The sequence below is a fragment of the Novosphingobium pokkalii genome (assembly GCF_014652855.1).
Classification (GTDB): domain Bacteria; phylum Pseudomonadota; class Alphaproteobacteria; order Sphingomonadales; family Sphingomonadaceae; genus Novosphingobium; species Novosphingobium pokkalii.
The window spans coordinates 1-16,702 of the sequence record NZ_BMZP01000017.1; the positions used below are offsets into that span (position 1 = coordinate 1).

Here is a 16,702-nt window from a genome sequence, read left to right on the forward strand (position 1 = left end):
CCCTATGGGAGGTCGGGTGGGGGAGCGGGCCGGTGCCGCAAATCCGGCGAAGCCGGATTTCCAAACAACCTCTGAAGCCCTTGCCCATCGCGGCGTGCTGACGCATGGCCGAAACCATGTCCCGTCGCGTCATCACCGGGTTTTCCAACCCCACCGTCAAGTTCGTGCGCAGCTTGCGCGACAAGAAGCACCGCAAGCGCGAGCAGCGCTTCCTGGCCGAAGGCCTGCGCCTGCTGACCGATGCGCGCGCCGGCGGGCGCCTGCCGGAAATCCTGCTGATGGCCCAGGGGCGCGAGGCCCATCCGCTGCTGGCCGAACTGGAACAGGCCGTGTCCGCCGTCGGTGGCGACGTGATCGAACTGCCGGTAGATATCCTTGCCAAGGTGACCGGCAAGGATAACCCGCAGGCCGTGGCCGGGGTCTTTGCCGAATGGGACACCGGGCTGGACCAGATCGACCGCGCCGCCGCCCCGCTGTGGCTGGTGGCCCAGGCCATGCGCGATCCGGGCAACCTCGGCACGATGCTGCGCACGGCCGATGCCGTGGGCGCAGGCGGGCTGATCCTGCTCGACGATTGCGTCGATCCCTTTTCGGTGGAGGCAGTGCGCGCCAGCATGGGCGCCATCTTCACGCAAGGGCTGGCGCAAGCGCGTTGGGACGAATTCCTGCCCTGGCTGCGGCGCGCAGAGGGCCAGCTCGTCGCCGCCTCGCTACGCGATGCCGTGCCCTATCGCGGCGCCGCCTATGCCGCGCCCTGCTTCGTCATGGTTGGCAACGAATCGCGCGGCCTGCCCGAAGACTATGAACTGGCCTGCGACTTGCGCGTGACCATGCCGATGAAAGGCCGCGCCGACAGCCTCAACGCCGCCGTGGCCGGTGCGGTGCTGGCTTACGAGGTGCTGGCGACGTTGGAGGGCTGAGCCTGGCGCAGGGGGCTTCGACAAGCTCAGCCCGAACGGAATTCACGGAAAAATTCCCCGCCCCCGTTCGCCCTGAGCCTGTCGAAGGGCCCCGCGCAACAGGCGCAAAATCAAACCGGCCGCCGCGCGCGCAAGGCCTGGGCCAGCGTGCCTTCGTCCATGTAGTCCAGCTCGCCACCCACCGGCAGGCCGTGGGCCAGTTGCGTCACCCGCACCGGCAGGTCTTCCAGGCGTTCGGCGATGTAGTGCGCGGTGGTCTGGCCCTCCAGCGTGGCGTTCATCGCCAGCACCACTTCGTCGATCCCCCCGGCCTGCACCCGTTCGAGCAGGCGGGCGATCGTCAGGTCTTCGGGCCGCACCCCCTCCAGCGCCGAGAGCCGCCCGCCGAGCACATGATAGCGCCCGGTGAACAGCCGCGCGCGATCGAGCGCCCAGAGATCTGCCACATCCTCCACCACGCAGAGCGCGCGGGCATCGCGGCGCGGATCGGCGCAGATGCCGCACGGGTCGGTGGTGTCCACGTTGCCGCAGGTCCGGCATTCCACCAGGTTCTGGCGCACGGTGTCGAGCGCGGCCAGCAATTGCGGCAGCGCGCTTTCCCGGCGCTTGATCAGCCACAGCACGGCCCGCCGCGCAGAGCGGGGGCCAAGGCCGGGCAGACGGGCCAGTGCGCTCGCCAGCGCCTCGATCTCTTGCGATGCCATGGCGCGACAGATAGGGCCGCGCGCAGGATTGGAAAAGGACCCATTGCGCGATGCGTGTTGTCTTCATGGGCACACCCGAATTTGCCGTGCCCACGCTCGATGCGCTGGTGGCCGCCGGACATCAGGTTGTCGCCGTCTACAGCCAGCCGCCGCGCCCGGCGGGCCGGGGCAAGAAGCTGCAACCCAGCCCGGTGCACCTGGCGGCCGAACGGCACGGACTGCCGGTGTTCACGCCGGTGAGCCTCAAAGGCGCCGAGGAACAGGCCATGTTTGCCGCCCATGGCGCCGATGTGGCGGTGGTCGCCGCCTATGGCCTGCTCCTGCCCCAGGCGATCCTCTCGGCCCCGGCACAGGGCTGCCTCAACGTCCACGGCTCGCTGCTGCCGCGCTGGCGCGGCGCGGCGCCGGTGCAGCGCGCCATCCTGGCCGGAGACGTGCACACCGGCATCACCATCATGCAGATGGAGCGCGGGCTCGATACCGGTCCGATGCTGGCGACCGTGGCCACGCCCGTGGCAGGCAAGACCGCCGGAGACCTGACCACCGAACTCGCCACGCTGGGCGCTGACCTGATGATCCGCGTGCTCGCCGACCTGCCCAGCTTTGCGCCCGAAGTGCAGCCTGAAGCCGGGGTCACCTATGCCGCCAAGATCGACAAGGCCGAAAGCCGCCTCGATTTCAGCCAGAGCGCCGAGCAGGCCGAACGGCAGGTGCGGGCCTTTGCCCCGGCGCCCGGCGCGTTCTTCGAGCTGGAAGGCGAACGCTTTCGCGTGCTTGCCGCAGCCGTCGCCGATGGCAGCGGCACGCCCGGCACCGTGCTTGACGATGCGCTGACGATTGCCTGCGGGCAAGGCGCGCTGCGCCCGCTCACCGTTCAGCGCGCCGGGCGCCCGGCGATGGACACCGCCGCCCTGCTGCGCGGCCGCGCCATTCCGGCCGGCACGGTGCTGGCCTGATGCCCCGCTACGCCCTCACGCTGGAATTCGATGGCGGCCCGTTCATGGGCCTGCAACGCCAATCGCATGGCCCCTCGGTCCAGCAATCGTTGGAAGAGGCCGCGCAGAGCGTGGTGGGCCATGCCGTCACGCTCCACGCCGCCGGGCGCACCGACACCGGCGTTCATGCGCTGGGCATGCGCGCGCATATCGACGTGGAACGCGCCTTCGATCCGTTCCGCCTGTCCGAAGCGCTCAACGCGCGGTTGAAGCCCGATCCGATCGCCGTGCTCGACTGCCGGCTGGTGCCCGATGATTGGCATGCGCGCTTCTCGTGCCTGGGCCGCGCCTATGAATACCGCATCGCCAACCGCCGCGCGCCACTGACGCTCGATGCCGGGCGCGCCTGGCGGATCGCCCGCCCGCTCGACGCGGCCGCCATGCATGAAGCGGCGCAGGAACTGGTCGGACACCACGATTTCACCACGTTCCGCTCGGTCCATTGCCAGGCCGCCAGCCCGGTCAAGACGCTCGACCGGCTCGACGTGCGGCGCGAGGGCGACATGGTGATCATCGAAGCCGCCGCGCGCAGCTTCCTGCATCACCAGGTCCGATCAATGGTAGGATGCCTGGGCCTGATCGGCCAGGGCCACTGGACCCGCGCCGACCTCGTCGCCGCGCTCCACGCCCGCGACCGCCAGAAACTGGGCCACAACGCCCCGCCTGAGGGGCTCTATTTCGTGAAGGCGGTCTACCCGGGGGACAATTGAGGCGTTGCCGAGGAGGGCTTCGACAAGCTCAGCCAGAACGGAAAACCCAACACACTCCCCCTCCTCTTCAGAGGAGGGGGTCGGGGGGTGGTGGATACCTTGCGCAAGGCTTCGCACCACCCCCAACCCCTCCTCTGAAGAGGAGGGGAGAAATGCTTGCACATCAAGCCTTGTGCGCAACGCTTTCCGGCAGATCGCGGCCAAACACGCGCTGATAGTATTCGGCGACCAGTACGCGCTCGGCCTCGTCGCACTTGTTGAGGAACGAAAGGCGGAAGGCAAAGCCGACATCGTTGAAGATCTGGCTGTTCTGCGCCCAGCTGATCACCGTGCGCGGGCTCATCACCGTGGAGATGTCCCCGGCCATGAAGCCCTTGCGCGTCAGGTCGGCGACACGGACCATCTGCGCGATCACTTGCGCATCCAGGCCCTGCACCTTCTTGGCGACGACGTCGATCTCGGTCTCGGCGGGCAGATAGTTGAGCGCCACGACCAGGTTCCAGCGGTCCATCTGGCCCTGGTTGATCGCCTGCGTGCCGTGATAGAGGCCCGAGGTATCGCCCAGGCCCACGGTGTTGGCCGTGGCGAACAGGCGGAAGAAAGGATTGGGGCGAATCACCCGGTTCTGGTCGAGCAGGGTCAGCTTGCCTTCGGTTTCCAGCACGCGCTGGATCACGAACATCACGTCGGGGCGCCCGGCGTCGTATTCGTCGAACACCAGCGCGGTCGGCGTCTGGAGCGCCCAGGGCAGCAGGCCTTCGCGGAATTCGGTCACTTGCAGGCCATCGCGCAGGACGATGGCATCACGGCCGATCAGGTCGATACGGCTGATGTGCGCGTCGAGGTTGATGCGCACGCAGGGCCACTTCAGGCGCGCGGCAACCTGCTCGATATGCGTCGACTTGCCGGTGCCGTGATAGCCCTGCACCATCACGCGGCGGTTGTGGGCAAAGCCGGCAAGGATGGCGAGCGTGGTGTCGGGATCGAAGACATAGTTGTCATCGGTGTCGGGCACACGCTCGTCGGCCACGGAAAAGGCCGGCACCGTCATGTCGATGTCGATGCCGAACACCTCGCGCACCGAAACCTGGGTGTCGGGCGCGGGCAGGGCGGTGGTGGCACCGGGCTGGGCCACAAGATTGGAAGTGTCGCTCATCACTTCCCTGCCTATCCGCGTGTGCGCCGCGCCGCAACATGCTTTGGCATGCCTCTTTGGTCCGGTCGGCTTTTCGCTGGATCGGGCGTGGTGGCAGTGGGGCGTGGACCGACAAACTGCTATACTGCGGCCCATAATCCGGGCGAATCGCTTGCCTGGCAAAGCGGGGCTCGCCCCGCGGGAGAGAGCTGCCATGCCCCAGGGCCTGTTCGTGTGGTACGAGGTGATGACCGACGCGCCGGAGGCCGTGCGCGCCTTCTACCAAGGCGTGATCGGCTGGACCATCGAAGGCGCGCCCGGGCACGAGGCGGGCGCGATCGACTATCGGCACATCCACCGCGCCGACGGCGCTGGCCAGGGCGGCATGCTGGTGCTGCACCCGGCCATGGTCGAGGCCGGCGCTCGCCCGTGCTGGTTGCCCTACCTGATGGTCGACAGCGTGCCGGCCACCGTGGCGGCGATCGCGGCAGACGGCGGCCACACCCTGAGGCCATCGCAGACGATTGCCGAAGGCACCTTCGCGATGGTCACCGATCCATGGGGCGCGCCGTTCTACCTGATCGATCCGACCCCGCCGCCGGGACAGGCCACCCCGCCACAGCCGGTCTTTGCCATGGACCTGCCGCAGGCGGTCACATGGAACGAACTGCTCACCGCCGATCTGCCAGCCGCGCGGGATTTCTACGCGCGCCATTTCGGCTTCACCTATCCCGATACCATGCCGATGGGGCCACTGGGCGACTACCAGTTCGTTTCCCATCCGCTGCAAGGCCCGGTCGGCGCGATGATGGCCCAGCCCAGCGCCGAGGCACCGATCGCCTGGCGCACCTATTTCCGCGTGGACGATGTGGAACGCGCCGCCCAAGCGGTGACGGCGCTGGGCGGCACGCTGGAAAGCCCGGTGCACGATGTGCCGGGCGAAGACCGCATGGTGCAGGCCCGCGATCCCGCCGGCGCCTTCTTCGGGCTCGTCTCCCGCAAGCCGATCTGACCCGCTACGCTCCCGACGGAGAACCAGCCATGGCCGACTACACGCTCTACACCCATCCCATGTCGCGCGGCCAGATCGCCCGCTGGGCGCTGCACGAAGCGGGCGCCGATTATCACGCCGTGGTGATCGACTGGGCCGATCGCCCCCCTGCCCTGCTTGCTGCCAACGCGATGAACAAGGTGCCCACGCTGATACACCACGCTGCCGAAGGCGATCGCGTGATCACCGAATGCGGCGCGATCGCCGCCTATCTGGCGCAAGGCACTGCGCTGGCCCCTACCCCAGAGGAAAGTGCGGCCTACTATCGCTGGCTGTTCTTTGCCACAGGCCCGCTGGAACAGGCGATCGTAGCGCAGGCGATGGGATGGGAGGTTCCGCCCAAGCGCTAGGGCATGGTCGGTTTCGGCAGCTTCGAGCGAGCCGTTGGCGCGCTCGAACAGCATCTTGCCGCCACCGAATGGGTCTGTGGCGAACGCTTTACCATGGCCGACGTGCTGGTTGGCGCGCAAGTCGATTGGGGGCTGACGTTCGGCACCCTGCCCGCGCGGGCAGCCCTGGCCGCCTATGCGGAGCGTTGCCGCGCGCGCCCGGCCTATCGCAAGGGCAAAGCCATCGACCAGGCGCTGCTGGACCAACACGTGGCGCCATGAAAACACCCGACGCGCCCTTTGCCACCGGCGCCTGCCCGTGCGACGCGGTGCGCTTTGCCATGGTGAGCGCACCCTATGTGGTACATGCCTGTCATTGCCGGGATTGCCAGCGGCTGACCGGCAGTGCCTTTGCCATCAACGCCGTGATCGAGACCGATCGCCTGGCCTTGCTGGCCGGCACCGTGCTGCCGGTTTCGCACCCAACGCCCAGCGGGCGGGGGCAGACCATTCTGCGCTGCAACGAATGCCAGGGTGCCGTGTGGAGCCATTACGGCAGCATGGACGAAAAGGCCGCATTCGTTCGCACCGGTACGCTCGATTCGCCTGCGCTGTGCGCGCCGCACGTCCACATCTACACGCGCACCCGTCTGCCCTGGATTACCCTGCCTACCGGCATTCCGGCTTTCGAAGCGTTTTACGGTGGACGCGACATACCCCTGATCTATGGCGCGGAAGGCGCGGCGCGACTGGCCGCCCTGCGCGCACGCATAGTTTAACAACGTATTGTATTAACGATATTTTCTATGACAATTGGCAATTGCGGCTTGCCCTAAGTAATGATCCTTATGAGTCCTCACGAGCAGTTTGGTTAATGATGCGTTAGTCACGATTGCGCATGCCCTGCCCTTGCGGTGCACCGCGATATCGCGGCGCAGCATTTCGGGCAGACGCACCACCGGTTCCAACCGGCGGCCAAGGGGGCACAGGCGCATGAACATGGCAAGACGGCAGGCCGGATACGGCGGGCACTTTGCCCTGCTCGATGAACTGCGGGGCATCGCCGCCCTCGCCGTCTGCCTGTTCCACATCGGCACGCGCGCCACGGGCGTGCAATTGTTTCCCAACGGCTATCTCGCGGTCGATTTCTTCTTCATGCTCAGCGGCTTCGTTCTGGCCGAAGCCTATGAAGCGCGTCTTGGCCAGCCCGGTGCAAGCGGCGGAATGGATTGGACCGGCTTTGCCCGGCGCCGACTGGTGCGCATGGCGCCGGTGGCCGTCCTGGGGGCAGCGCTGGGTGGGCTCTATCTCCTGGCCCGCTGCCTCGTCGCGCCAGAGCGGTCAGACCCGCTGGACCAGATCCTGCTGGGCAATGCGCTCAACCTTCTGATCCTGCCCAAACTGTGGCATGGCCCGGCCACGGGCTGGGAACTGTTTCCCGCCAATGGCCCGCTATGGTCGCTGTTCTTCGAAATCGTCGCCAACCTGGCCTGGGCCGCCTTTCTCGTGCGGCGGAGCACACCGGTGCTTGCCCTGCTCGTGGCGCTTTCGGCCCTGGCGGTGATGGCCTGCGCCGTGCGCCATGGCACGCTGGACATGGGGTGGCAGGCGTCCTCGCTCGATGGCGGGCTGGCGCGGGTATGTTTCGGCTTTGGCGTCGGATTGCTGCTGCATCGCTTGCGCGCGGCCCTGCCCACCATGGCCTGGATCGTCGCGCCGATCGCGGCCCTCGCGCTGGTCTATGCCCTGGCCCTGCCGGTCCAGCGGCTGGCCTGGACGCTGTTTCTGGCGATGGTCTTCCTGCCCTGCGTGCTGATCCTTGCGGTGGCGGCCGGGCGCCATGCCGCAGTGCCGGGCGGGGCCTGGCTGGGGCGCATCTCCTATCCGCTTTACGGCATTCACGTTCCGCTGCTGGCCATCGTTGCCGGTGCGGCCAAGCGCCTGATGCACGGCGCGCCGCTAGGGCTGTGGGGAATGGCGCTGGTGCCACCGCTGCTGCTGGCGGCATGGCTGGTGCTGACCCGCATCGACGAGCCGTGCCGCGCCGCACTGACGCGCTGGCTCGACCAGGCTGGCCGGCCCTCACCCCGTCCCGCAGCCATTCGCCATGGTTGAAGCGCAGCGCACAATAGGGAGGAGCAGCGACCGAACGTTGACCGCCAAACTTGGTCCAGATTGAACCCGTCTTCTCACGGTTATGGCACGAAACAGCCAATATGAATGGGAAACACGGGCACGCTGCACAGCAATATGGCGTTATAGTTTCCGCAAGGCAGGCACTGATTCAAGCCTTGCAGGCCAAGGTGATCTCGCAATTACCCAATAAGACAAGTCTGGTCGCAATCGTGACTTGCGTGGCCGAGGAACGTGTCAGTTCTTCCCGACCACAAGGTATCCTCGAAAAATACTTGTGGAACAACTTTCCGCACGACGGCGGAACGAAGGAGAATGAACATGGCAGTGATCAATGGCACCAGCGGCGCCGACACCATCGCCGCGCCCAAGGGCAACAACATCGTCAACGCCGGTGGCGGCGACGACGTAGTCACCGGTGGTTCGGGCAATAACATCATCAGCGGCGGCGACGGCAACGACACCCTTTATGGTGGTGGCGGCAACGACGCGATCTATGGCGGCGATGGCAACGACATCCTCAAGGGCGGTGGCGGCAAGGACGGGCTGACCGGCGGCGCGGGCGCCGACCAGTTCGTGTTCCGCTCGGGCGAAGGCTTTTCCGCTTTCGACTTTACCGGCGGCCACGGCGTTGGCACGGTGTACCAGTGGGTGACGGTGGAAGACCTCAACTTTGCCGAGCACGACGTCGTGCGGATCACCGGCTTCGACACCATCTTCAATGCCATCGGCCTGACCGTGAAGGGCACCGGTTCCGCCTATATCGATTCGCAGGACGATGTGAACAAGCTGGCCGCGTACCTCAAGGCGAACCCCACGCTGGGCAGCTACTTCGTCAACACCAGCGGCTTTGATGGCACCACGTTCATCCTCAACGATGCCATGGGCCATCAGCAGGCGCTGACGCTCAGCCACATCATCGCCGACGATACCGTCGCCATCTGATCGTCCCGCACCGGGGCCACCCTGCCCCGGTCGCGTGTCCCCTCGCGCTCTGCCCTGGCTTGCCACGGCAGAGCGTTTTTTGTGGCGCCGGTGCCGCCGGGCGCGCTATCGGTGATGCAGGCCGCCGCATCGGCGGTCTGCATCAGGGGATCAAGGCGATGAGCGTGTTCGACAGCATCCTGGGTCAGGTCAGCGGCGCGGTGGACGTCAAGAACATGGCCGCCAAGCTGGGCATCGATCCCGCCCAGGCCGAAACGGCCATTGCCGCGCTCGCCGCCGGTCACCAGGCCAAGGGCGACACGATCGAGACCGCCGCCGCCAATTCCGGGCTGGATGCCAGCGTGCTGCAACAGATCGTGGGCCATATCGGTGGCGAAGGCGCGCTGTCGCAGTTTGCCGCGATGCTCAGCCAGCATCCCGATGCGCTGGGCCAGGTCGGCAAGTTCCTCGACCGGGATGGCGATGGCAACCCGATCAACGACATTGCCGGCATTGCCAAGGGCCTGTTCGGCTAAACCCGATGATGGACACCGTACTTTCGCTGCTGATGCTGGCCACCATTGCGCTGGTCGGCGGCGCAATCTTTTTCTGGCGGCGGGGCGAACGCAAGCGCCCCGCACTGATGCTGGGCATGGCCTTCCTGATCGGCGCCGATCTCGCCGTCTGGCTCACCCCCGTGGCCGGCGGCCCCTCGATGATCGAAGTGGCCCACCAGGCACCGGATTGACGCTTTACCGGAACGCCGCTGACTGGCGCAAATGGTCGTAAGCGGCCACCACGCGCTGGAGCTTGCCTTCCAGGCTGCGGTCGCCGCCGTTGCGATCGGGGTGATAGCGGCGCACCAGATCGGCATAGCGGCGGCGCAGGGCGTGGCGATCCGCGTCGAAACCCAGGCCCAGCGCTTCATAGGCGGCGCGGTCTTCGGGTGACAGGCCGCGCCGGGCGGCATCCTGCGCCGCCTGGTGATCCATCTTGCGGGCACGGGCGCGCTGGGCGATCGCTTCGAGCGGATCGGCGAAATCAGCCCAGCGCGGCGCCTGGTCGATCCCGGCATCGGGCCGAAACGCGCGGCTATGGGTATCCCACCCCGCCAGCGGCGATTGCGCGGCCAGGATCTCGTCCATGCTCATGCCGTCGAAGAAATCGTAGCCGGCATTGAATGCGCGAATGTGATCGAGGCAGAACCAGCGATAGTCGCCAGGGCCGTCAAACCCCGATGGGCGCACGCCGGGCGCACGGAATTCCCCCGGGGCGTCGCACCCCGGGGCACTGCACAGGCGCCCGGTATCCGTGACGCGGCCATGGAACTTGTCATGCTTCACGCCATTGCACATGGTGGCTGCCAGCCCGAAAGGAAAGACATGACAGGCCCGATCGCCCAGGAAATCGAACGTAAACTTGTGGACGCCTTCGCCCCCACGCATCTGGCGGTGATCAACGATTCGGCCAGCCACAGCGGCCATCTGGGCGATGACGGCACCGGCGAATCGCACTTCACCGTGGAAATCGAGAGCGCCGCCTTTGCCGGGGTTTCGCGCCTCCAGCGCCAGCGGCTGGTCAACCAGGCGCTGGGCGATCTGCCGGGCCAGCGGGTTCACGCCCTGGCCATTCGCGCCCGCGCCCCCGGCGAATGAGCGAGCAAGCCAAGGCGGAGGCCGAAGCCATTGCCGAAGCCGGCAAACCCGCGCCCAAGGCAGAAACCGATGGCGTCCCTGCGCCCGCCTCGCTCTTGCGCAATCACGAAGGCGGCCATGCCCCGGTCAGCTATCTCGAACTGTTCTTCGATCTGGTCTACGTCTTTGCCGTAACCCAGCTTTCCCACCACGTGTTGCATCACATGGACCCGGCCGGCCTGGCCGAAGCGCTGGTGCTGTTCCTGGCGGTGTGGTGGGCGTGGATGTTCACGGCGTGGGCGGCCAACTGGACCAATCCCGAGCGCGGCCCGGTGCGGATCATGCTGCTGTTCGCGATGCTGGCCAGCCTGGGCATGGCCGTGGCCATGCCACGCGCCTTCGCGCCGGGCGGGCGTGGCGATGCGGTGTTGTTCGCGGCCTGTTATGTGGCGGTGCAGGTCGGGCGCAGCGGCTTCGTGGCCTGGGCCATGGCCAAGAGCCAGCGCGGCGGCTGGCGGGGTAGCGGCGCGCGCAACATGATCCGCATTACCCTGTGGTTTGTCGCCTCCGCGCCCTTGTGGCTGGGCGGCGCGCTGGTCGACGCGCCGATGGCCCGGCTGGCGCTGTGGGCGCTGGCGCTGGTGGTGGATTACGGCGGCCCGTTCCTGGGCTTTGCCACGCCGGGCCTGGGGCGCTCCAGGCCGGAGGACTGGGATATCTCGGGCAGCCACCTGGCCGAGCGCTGCGCCTTGTTCATCATCATCGCGCTGGGTGAAGGCGTGGTGGTCACCGGCTCCAGCTTTGCCGAGGAAACCGCCGATCTGGCCCGCACCACGGTCTTCGTGCTGGCCTTTGCCGGATCGGCGCTGATGTGGTGGATCTATTTCGATCTTGGCGCCGAACGCGGCGCGCGCCACATCGCCCAGCATGCGGAACCCGGCCGCGTGGCGCGCAGCGTCTACACCTATCTGCACATGCCGATCGTGGGCGGCATCGTCATCACCGCCGTGGCCGATGCCCTGTTGCTGGAGCATCCGCTGGCCCCGGCCGGCTTGCCACTGATCGCCACGCAAGCGGGCGGTCTGCTGGTGTTCCTGGCGGGCACCGGGCTGTTCAAGCGCCCGTCGAGCCCGCACGGCAACTTCCCGCTGTCCCACTGGATCGGCGGCGGCCTGCTGCTGGCGCTGTCCGCGCTGGGCCTCGCCTTGCCGATGCCCGCGCCGGTGTTCGTGGGCGCCACAGTGCTCGCCCTGCTGGTGGTGGCGGTGTGGGAATGGGCATCCTACCATCGCCACGGCGCCAGCCACGGCTCGTCGCAGGGTGACGCTCAGGGTTGAAGCCACTCCACCCAGGCGCCATGGGCATGCGCGGCGGCAAGGCGCACCGGCACGCCGTCACCGGGCCAGTGCCGCACGGTCAGTTCATGGCGGAACGTGGCGCGGTTGGTCTCCAGCGTCAGCCACGCCAGCCGCTGCCCGGCGCTGGCGCGTTGCCCTGCCGCCTCGATCGCGGCGATGATGCGCGCCTGGGTGGCGGGCGGCAGATATTGCCAGACGATCGAATGATAGATCACCCGCGTGCTGTCCTCGGGCTGCGGCGCCGCCAGCACGGCCTCGACATAGTCCGCCGCGTCCATCGCCACCACGTCGGGTCGCCTAGCCTGCGCCAGGGCCACTGCCGCGTCGAGCCGGGCCAGGCGCTCGGTCATTTCCGCCCAGACATAGCTCTTGAGGCGCAGCGCCTGGGCAGGGTCGGCCAGGTCGATCGGCGCGCGATCGCATCCCGCAATGGCCAGCACCTCCACCGCCACCTGCGGTGGCCGGCCGGTGCCGCGCCATTCCGGCGCCACCCTCAGCGGCGAATCGGCAGGGCCGGCGCGGGTGCCGCCCAGATCGAAGGCAAAGCGGTCCATCATCGTGTTGACGCCCGCGCTCGCGCCTAGCTCGTGCAGCACGAAGCGCGGCCCCACCCGCTCTGCCAGCCACAGCAGCCCGGCCATGATCGAGGCAGACCGCCCCGCCTCGTTGGTCTGCGGTGGACCGTCGAGCCAGGGCATCAGCCGGGCCGCAAAGCGCTCGGCAAGATCGGCGACCAGGGCATCGATGGCGTGCTGGTCGGTCAATGCGCCGCGATAGACTGCGGCCAGCCGCGTGTCGGCGCCGGTCAGCACCAGGTTGTGCAAGCCGCCGGTCAGGCGTAGCGGCAGCGCGTCTTCCAGCGGCTTGCCGGGCCAGGCCGCCATGCGCGCGCCGATCGCGCCGCCGCCCGTCAGCAGCGGCAATTGCGCGCGCACCACGCGGCCGGTGGCCGGGGCGCCGTTCTGGGTGGCGTGGTCCGCCTGCCAGGTGATCGCCTGTTCGACGGAAGCGATATCCATGATCGACGCCATGAGGTTGCCCTTTTCCCGCGCTTGCCATAGGGGCGAAGGCGTCATGACCACCGCCACCCCGCTCGTTTTCGCCCTGCCCAAGGGCCGCATCCTCGATGAAGCGCTGCCCCTGCTGGACCAAGCCGGTGTGGTGCCCGAGGCTGCGTTCTTCGACAAGTCCTCGCGCGCCTTGTCTTTTGCCACCAGCCGGCCCGACGTGACGCTGATCCGCGTGCGTGCGTTCGATGTCGCCACGTTCGTGGCCCATGGCGCCGCGCAGGCCGGCATCGTCGGCTCCGACGTGATCGACGAATTCGACTATGCCGATCTCTATGCCCCGGTAGACCTCGACATCGGCCATTGCCGGCTGTCGGTGGCAGAGCCAGTGGGCGGGACCGGCGATGGCGGCAGCGCGCGCGAAAGCCATGCCCGCGTTGCCACCAAGTATCCCAACCTCACCCGCCGCCATTTCGAGAAGATGGGCGTGCAGGCCGAAGTGGTGAAGCTGAACGGCGCGATGGAACTGGCGCCGTCGCTGGGCCTGGCCAGCCGCATCGTCGATCTCGTCTCGTCGGGCCGCACGCTCAAGGAAAACGGCCTGGTCGAAACCAGCCAGATCATGCAGATCTCGGCGCGGCTGATCGTCAACCGCGCCGCGCTCAAGACCGACAGCGCCCGCCTGGGCGCGCTGATAGATGCGTTCCGCACGCACGTTGCCGCACGAAAGGCCGCCGCCTGATGCTTCGCCTCAAGACGACCGACCCGGATTTCGCCACCCGCTTTGCGCGCCTGGTCAAGGACCGCCGCGAAAGCGACGAGAACGTCAGCCGCGACGTGCAGACGATCATCGAGGACGTGCGCCTGCGTGGCGACGAGGCCCTGGCCGAATATACCCAGCGCTTCGACGGCCACTTGCCGGCGGCCGACGGCTGGAAGATCGACCCGGCCGCCTGCCGCGAGGCGTTCGACGCGCTGGCGCCCGATTTGCGCGCCGCGCTGGAACTGGCCGCACAGCGCATCCGCACCTATCACGAGGCGCAACTGCCGCAGGACCGCGACTATACCGACGCGGCCGGCGTGCGCCTGGGGGCCAAGTGGCGCGCGGTCGATGGCGCGGGGCTCTATGTTCCCGGTGGCCGCGCCGCCTATCCCTCCTCGCTGTTGATGAACGCCATTCCGGCCAAGGTCGCCGGAGTGGAACGCCTGGTCGTCACCACGCCCACGCCCAAGGGTGAAGTCAATCCGCTGGTGCTCGCTGCCGCGCACCTTGCCGGGGTGGACGAAGTGTGGCGCGTGGGCGGGGCGCAGGCCGTGGCCGCACTGGCCTATGGCACCAAGACGATCCGCCCGGTGGACGTGATCACCGGCCCCGGCAATGCCTGGGTGGCCGAAGCCAAGCGCCAGCTCTATGGCGTGGTCGGGATCGACATGGTGGCCGGCCCCTCGGAAATCCTGGTGATCGCCGATGCCAAGAACGATCCGCAGTGGATCGCGGCCGACCTGCTCAGCCAGGCCGAGCACGATCCCGCCGCGCAATCGATCCTGATCACCGACGATGCCGCCTTTGCCGATCAGGTGGTGGACATGGTCGGCGTCGAGATCGCCATGCTGCCCACCGCGCGTGTGGCCAAGGCCAGTTGGGACGCGCATGGCACGGTGATCGTGGTGCGCTCGCTGGACGAGGCGCCCGCGCTCGCCAATGCCCTCGCGGCCGAGCATGTGGAGATCGCCACCGACGATCCCGATGCCCTGTTTGCCCAGATTCGCCATGCCGGCTCGGTGTTCCTGGGCCGCATGACGCCCGAGGCGATCGGCGACTATGTCGCCGGGCCCAACCACGTGCTGCCCACCGGGCGCCGTGCGCGGTTTTCCTCGGGGCTTTCCGTGCTCGACTTCATGAAGCGCACCAGCTTCATTGCAGTGAGCGATGCTTCCATCGGCGCGGTCGGCCCGGCGGCCATCGCGCTGGCCGATGCGGAGGGGCTTTCCGCCCACGCCCGCTCCATCGAACTGAGATTGGGAATATGACGAACATCAAGGGCCAGGCCCGCTCTGCCGCGCGGCTGGCTGCCGTCCAGGCGCTCTACCAGGTTGAAATGGAAGGCACCGAACTGCGCTTCCTGCTCGACGAGTTTCACCAGCACCGCCTGGGCGCAGAGATCGAGGACGTGGAATATGCCGCGGCCGACGTCGAATTCTTCGACGACGTGGTCAAGGGCGTGCTCGCCCGCCGTGACGAGATCGACGGCCTGCTCCAGGCGCGCCTGGCGCAGGGCTGGTCGCTGGCCCGGCTCGACAAGACCATGCTCCAGATCCTGCGCTGCGGCGCTTATGAGCTGCTCGCCCGCACCGACATCGCGGTGGGCACGGTGATCAGCGAATACCTCGACGTGGCCCACGCCTTCTTCGATGCGCGCGAAGCCAAGTTTGCCAACGGCGTGCTCGACGCCGTGGCCAAGGATGTGCGCAAGTAAGCAGCAGGCGTCCCTGCCACCGGCGCTGGACCGATGGCAGGGAGCTGTCCTTTACAGCCGCTCTGCGTGCCAGCGCAGATGGTCGTCCATGAACGTGGAAATGAAATTGTAGCTGTGGTCATAGCCCGGTTGCAGGCGCAGGGTCAGGTCCACGCCCGCCGCGTTGCAGGCCTGCGCGAACAGTTCCGGGCGCAACTGTTCAGCCAGGAAGCCATCGGCCTCGCCCTGGTCGATCAGGATTGCACCCGCCGGGCGCTTGCCGTCTTCCACCAGCGCAGTGGCATCGTGCGCGCGCCAGGCGGCGCGATCTTCGCCCAGATAGCCGCCCAGCGCCTTGTGCCCCCAGGGCACCTGCCCCGGCGCCACGATCGGCGCGAAGGCAGACAGCGACTTGAACGTCTCGGGATAGGTCAGCCCCAGCGTCAGCGCGCCATGTCCGCCCATCGAATGGCCGGTGATGCCCATGCGCGCCAGGTCCACCGGGAAATGCGCGGCGAGCAGCGCGGGCAGTTCCTGCGCAACATAGTCCCACATGCGGTAATGCGCCGCATAGGGTTCCTGCGTGGCGTTGACATAGAACCCCGCACCCAGGCCAAAGTCATAGGCGCCAGCCGGATCGTCGGCCACATCCTCGCCACGCGGCGAGGTATCGGGCGCCACGAAGACCAGGCCCAGTTCCGCGCAGAGGCGGCGGTATTCGCCCTTGTCGGTGACATTGGCATGGGTGCAGGTCAGCCCCGAGAGATAGAGCAGCACCGGCAGCTTGGCCCCGGCCTGTGCCTGCGGCGGCACGAACACGGAAAAGGTCATCGGCGTGGCCGTGGCAGTGGAGGCGTGCTTGTACACGCCCAGCACGCCGCCATGCGCCTTGCTGGTGGAGACGGTTTCCAGCGTCATTGCACTTCGCCATAGTTGTGCAGGGCGCAGATCTTGTGGCCATCGGGATCACGCAGATAGGCGAGGTAATAGGGGCTGCCCTTGCGCACGCCCGGCGGGTCTTCGCACGGCGCCCCACCGTTGGCGAGGCCGGCGGCGTGCCAGGCGTCGGCCTGCTCGGGCGTCATCGCAAAGCCCACGGTAAAGCCATTGGCGCACGTGGCCGGTTCGCCATCGATCGGCTTGGTGAGAATGAAGATGCCGCCGTTGTGCAGGTAGATCAGCCGCCCCTTGGGATCGATGAAGCCCTTCGGCCCGCCAAACGCGGCAAAAGTGGCGTCGTAGAACGTCTTGGCGCGATCGATATCGTTCGTGCCGATCATCAGGTGGCTGAACATGGGCGTCTCGTCTCCCGGAGGTGATGGCGGTGCCCGATGCACCGCGACAGG

At 67.6% G+C, this 16,702-nt stretch carries 22 protein-coding genes; 16 read left to right on the forward strand and 6 right to left on the reverse strand.

Annotated elements, in window-relative coordinates:
* The first annotated feature begins 116 nt into the window (after positions 1 to 116).
* The gene (locus IE191_RS15810) at positions 117 to 920 is read left to right on the forward strand and encodes a TrmH family RNA methyltransferase (RefSeq protein ID WP_191325359.1); all 804 of its coding nucleotides are present in this window, start codon (positions 117 to 119) and stop codon (positions 918 to 920) included.
* Between the two features lie 110 nt (positions 921 to 1,030).
* Here IE191_RS15810 and recR read toward each other — a convergent pair whose 3' ends face one another.
* Positions 1,031 to 1,624 (reverse strand): recombination mediator RecR, encoded by a 594-nt coding sequence (gene recR / locus IE191_RS15815; RefSeq protein ID WP_191325360.1) that lies wholly within the window; start codon positions 1,622 to 1,624, stop codon positions 1,031 to 1,033.
* A 50-nt stretch (positions 1,625 to 1,674) separates the two neighbouring features.
* Here recR and fmt point away from each other — a divergent pair, with 50 nt between their 5' ends.
* Together fmt and truA are read left to right on the forward strand one after the other, a co-directional pair.
* Positions 1,675 to 2,580, forward strand: a complete 906-nt coding sequence (fmt, locus tag IE191_RS15820) for a methionyl-tRNA formyltransferase (RefSeq protein ID WP_191325361.1) — start codon at positions 1,675 to 1,677, stop codon at positions 2,578 to 2,580.
* Positions 2,580 to 3,329: a tRNA pseudouridine(38-40) synthase TruA gene (gene truA, locus IE191_RS15825; protein ID WP_191325362.1), complete on the forward strand. Its 750-nt coding sequence runs from the start codon at positions 2,580 to 2,582 to the stop codon at positions 3,327 to 3,329. Before fmt ends, truA begins: the two co-directional genes overlap by 1 nt.
* A 163-nt stretch (positions 3,330 to 3,492) precedes the next feature.
* Here truA and cobS read toward each other — a convergent pair whose 3' ends face one another.
* A complete protein-coding gene (cobS, locus tag IE191_RS15830) occupies positions 3,493 to 4,485 on the reverse strand; it encodes a cobaltochelatase subunit CobS (protein ID WP_191325363.1) in 993 nt (330 codons plus the stop codon).
* Positions 4,486 to 4,678: 193 nt separating this feature from the next.
* On the opposite strand from cobS, the gene IE191_RS15835 reads away from it, so the two are divergent.
* From IE191_RS15835 to IE191_RS15865, 8 genes are all read left to right on the forward strand, one after another.
* Positions 4,679 to 5,476: a VOC family protein gene (locus IE191_RS15835; protein ID WP_191325364.1), complete on the forward strand. Its 798-nt coding sequence runs from the start codon at positions 4,679 to 4,681 to the stop codon at positions 5,474 to 5,476.
* 29 nt (positions 5,477 to 5,505) lie between these two features.
* Complete coding sequence (locus tag IE191_RS21310) at positions 5,506 to 5,865, forward strand: glutathione S-transferase (RefSeq protein ID WP_308432923.1); 360 nt, start codon at positions 5,506 to 5,508, stop codon at positions 5,863 to 5,865.
* A gap of 3 nt (positions 5,866 to 5,868) precedes the next feature.
* Positions 5,869 to 6,126, forward strand: coding sequence for a glutathione S-transferase C-terminal domain-containing protein (locus IE191_RS21315; protein WP_308432925.1), 258 nt, complete (start codon positions 5,869 to 5,871; stop codon positions 6,124 to 6,126).
* A complete protein-coding gene (locus IE191_RS15845) occupies positions 6,123 to 6,623 on the forward strand; it encodes a GFA family protein (RefSeq protein ID WP_191325365.1) in 501 nt (166 codons plus the stop codon). The genes IE191_RS21315 and IE191_RS15845 overlap by 4 nt, the downstream gene beginning before the upstream one ends.
* A gap of 214 nt (positions 6,624 to 6,837) precedes the next feature.
* Positions 6,838 to 7,959, forward strand: coding sequence for an acyltransferase family protein (locus IE191_RS15850; RefSeq protein ID WP_191325366.1), 1,122 nt, complete (start codon positions 6,838 to 6,840; stop codon positions 7,957 to 7,959).
* A gap of 339 nt (positions 7,960 to 8,298) precedes the next feature.
* Entirely contained in the window at positions 8,299 to 8,922 is a 624-nt protein-coding gene (locus IE191_RS21260; RefSeq protein WP_268249444.1) for a calcium-binding protein, read from the forward strand.
* Positions 8,923 to 9,080: 158 nt separating this feature from the next.
* Complete coding sequence (locus tag IE191_RS15860) at positions 9,081 to 9,437, forward strand: hypothetical protein (RefSeq protein WP_191325368.1); 357 nt, start codon at positions 9,081 to 9,083, stop codon at positions 9,435 to 9,437.
* A gap of 5 nt (positions 9,438 to 9,442) precedes the next feature.
* On the forward strand, positions 9,443 to 9,649 hold the full coding sequence (locus tag IE191_RS15865) for a hypothetical protein (RefSeq protein ID WP_191325369.1): 207 nt from the start codon (positions 9,443 to 9,445) through the stop codon (positions 9,647 to 9,649).
* A 4-nt stretch (positions 9,650 to 9,653) separates the two neighbouring features.
* On the opposite strand, the gene IE191_RS15870 is transcribed toward IE191_RS15865, so the two are convergent.
* Positions 9,654 to 10,244 (reverse strand): J domain-containing protein, encoded by a 591-nt coding sequence (locus IE191_RS15870; RefSeq protein WP_191325370.1) that lies wholly within the window; start codon positions 10,242 to 10,244, stop codon positions 9,654 to 9,656.
* A 39-nt stretch (positions 10,245 to 10,283) separates the two neighbouring features.
* Here IE191_RS15870 and IE191_RS15875 point away from each other — a divergent pair, with 39 nt between their 5' ends.
* Together IE191_RS15875 and IE191_RS15880 are read left to right on the forward strand one after the other, a co-directional pair.
* Entirely contained in the window at positions 10,284 to 10,556 is a 273-nt protein-coding gene (locus IE191_RS15875; RefSeq protein ID WP_191325371.1) for a BolA family protein, read from the forward strand.
* Entirely contained in the window at positions 10,553 to 11,872 is a 1,320-nt protein-coding gene (locus IE191_RS15880) for a low temperature requirement protein A (protein WP_191325372.1), read from the forward strand. Before IE191_RS15875 ends, IE191_RS15880 begins: the two co-directional genes overlap by 4 nt.
* On the opposite strand, the gene IE191_RS15885 is transcribed toward IE191_RS15880, so the two are convergent.
* Positions 11,863 to 12,912 carry a DUF2332 domain-containing protein gene (locus IE191_RS15885; protein ID WP_229815490.1) on the reverse strand — a complete coding sequence of 350 codons (1,050 nt, stop codon included), beginning with the start codon at positions 12,910 to 12,912 and terminating at the stop codon, positions 11,863 to 11,865. The genes IE191_RS15880 and IE191_RS15885 overlap by 10 nt on opposite strands.
* A 55-nt stretch (positions 12,913 to 12,967) precedes the next feature.
* Between IE191_RS15885 and hisG the strand changes: the two genes are divergently transcribed.
* The 3 genes from hisG to nusB are packed head-to-tail and all read left to right on the forward strand — an operon-like array spanning position 12,968 to position 15,377.
* Positions 12,968 to 13,642 carry an ATP phosphoribosyltransferase gene (gene hisG / locus IE191_RS15890; protein WP_191325374.1) on the forward strand — a complete coding sequence of 225 codons (675 nt, stop codon included), beginning with the start codon at positions 12,968 to 12,970 and terminating at the stop codon, positions 13,640 to 13,642.
* Positions 13,642 to 14,931, forward strand: coding sequence for a histidinol dehydrogenase (gene hisD, locus IE191_RS15895; RefSeq protein WP_191325375.1), 1,290 nt, complete (start codon positions 13,642 to 13,644; stop codon positions 14,929 to 14,931). Before hisG ends, hisD begins: the two co-directional genes overlap by 1 nt.
* Complete coding sequence (nusB, locus tag IE191_RS15900; RefSeq protein WP_191325376.1) at positions 14,928 to 15,377, forward strand: transcription antitermination factor NusB; 450 nt, start codon at positions 14,928 to 14,930, stop codon at positions 15,375 to 15,377. Before hisD ends, nusB begins: the two co-directional genes overlap by 4 nt.
* A 51-nt stretch (positions 15,378 to 15,428) precedes the next feature.
* Here nusB and fghA read toward each other — a convergent pair whose 3' ends face one another.
* A complete protein-coding gene (gene fghA, locus IE191_RS15905) occupies positions 15,429 to 16,274 on the reverse strand; it encodes an S-formylglutathione hydrolase (RefSeq protein ID WP_191325377.1) in 846 nt (281 codons plus the stop codon).
* Positions 16,271 to 16,651, reverse strand: a complete 381-nt coding sequence (locus IE191_RS15910) for a VOC family protein (protein WP_191325378.1) — start codon at positions 16,649 to 16,651, stop codon at positions 16,271 to 16,273. The genes fghA and IE191_RS15910 overlap by 4 nt, the downstream gene beginning before the upstream one ends.
* Between the last annotated feature and the right edge of the window lie 51 nt (positions 16,652 to 16,702).

Coding starts and splice junctions, on each gene's coding strand:
- IE191_RS15810 (WP_191325359.1), top strand. CDS start 117: ATGTCCCGTCGCGTCATCACCGGGTTTTCCAACCCCACCGTCAAGTTC.
- recR (WP_191325360.1), bottom strand. CDS start 1,624: ATGGCATCGCAAGAGATCGAGGCGCTGGCGAGCGCACTGGCCCGTCTG.
- fmt (WP_191325361.1), top strand. CDS start 1,675: ATGCGTGTTGTCTTCATGGGCACACCCGAATTTGCCGTGCCCACGCTC.
- truA (WP_191325362.1), top strand. CDS start 2,580: ATGCCCCGCTACGCCCTCACGCTGGAATTCGATGGCGGCCCGTTCATG.
- cobS (WP_191325363.1), bottom strand. CDS start 4,485: ATGAGCGACACTTCCAATCTTGTGGCCCAGCCCGGTGCCACCACCGCC.
- IE191_RS15835 (WP_191325364.1), top strand. CDS start 4,679: ATGCCCCAGGGCCTGTTCGTGTGGTACGAGGTGATGACCGACGCGCCG.
- IE191_RS21310 (WP_308432923.1), top strand. CDS start 5,506: ATGGCCGACTACACGCTCTACACCCATCCCATGTCGCGCGGCCAGATC.
- IE191_RS21315 (WP_308432925.1), top strand. CDS start 5,869: ATGGTCGGTTTCGGCAGCTTCGAGCGAGCCGTTGGCGCGCTCGAACAG.
- IE191_RS15845 (WP_191325365.1), top strand. CDS start 6,123: ATGAAAACACCCGACGCGCCCTTTGCCACCGGCGCCTGCCCGTGCGAC.
- IE191_RS15850 (WP_191325366.1), top strand. CDS start 6,838: ATGAACATGGCAAGACGGCAGGCCGGATACGGCGGGCACTTTGCCCTG.
- IE191_RS21260 (WP_268249444.1), top strand. CDS start 8,299: ATGGCAGTGATCAATGGCACCAGCGGCGCCGACACCATCGCCGCGCCC.
- IE191_RS15860 (WP_191325368.1), top strand. CDS start 9,081: ATGAGCGTGTTCGACAGCATCCTGGGTCAGGTCAGCGGCGCGGTGGAC.
- IE191_RS15865 (WP_191325369.1), top strand. CDS start 9,443: ATGATGGACACCGTACTTTCGCTGCTGATGCTGGCCACCATTGCGCTG.
- IE191_RS15875 (WP_191325371.1), top strand. CDS start 10,284: ATGACAGGCCCGATCGCCCAGGAAATCGAACGTAAACTTGTGGACGCC.
- IE191_RS15880 (WP_191325372.1), top strand. CDS start 10,553: ATGAGCGAGCAAGCCAAGGCGGAGGCCGAAGCCATTGCCGAAGCCGGC.
- IE191_RS15885 (WP_229815490.1), bottom strand. CDS start 12,912: ATGGATATCGCTTCCGTCGAACAGGCGATCACCTGGCAGGCGGACCAC.
- hisG (WP_191325374.1), top strand. CDS start 12,968: ATGACCACCGCCACCCCGCTCGTTTTCGCCCTGCCCAAGGGCCGCATC.
- hisD (WP_191325375.1), top strand. CDS start 13,642: ATGCTTCGCCTCAAGACGACCGACCCGGATTTCGCCACCCGCTTTGCG.
- nusB (WP_191325376.1), top strand. CDS start 14,928: ATGACGAACATCAAGGGCCAGGCCCGCTCTGCCGCGCGGCTGGCTGCC.
- fghA (WP_191325377.1), bottom strand. CDS start 16,274: ATGACGCTGGAAACCGTCTCCACCAGCAAGGCGCATGGCGGCGTGCTG.
- IE191_RS15910 (WP_191325378.1), bottom strand. CDS start 16,651: ATGTTCAGCCACCTGATGATCGGCACGAACGATATCGATCGCGCCAAG.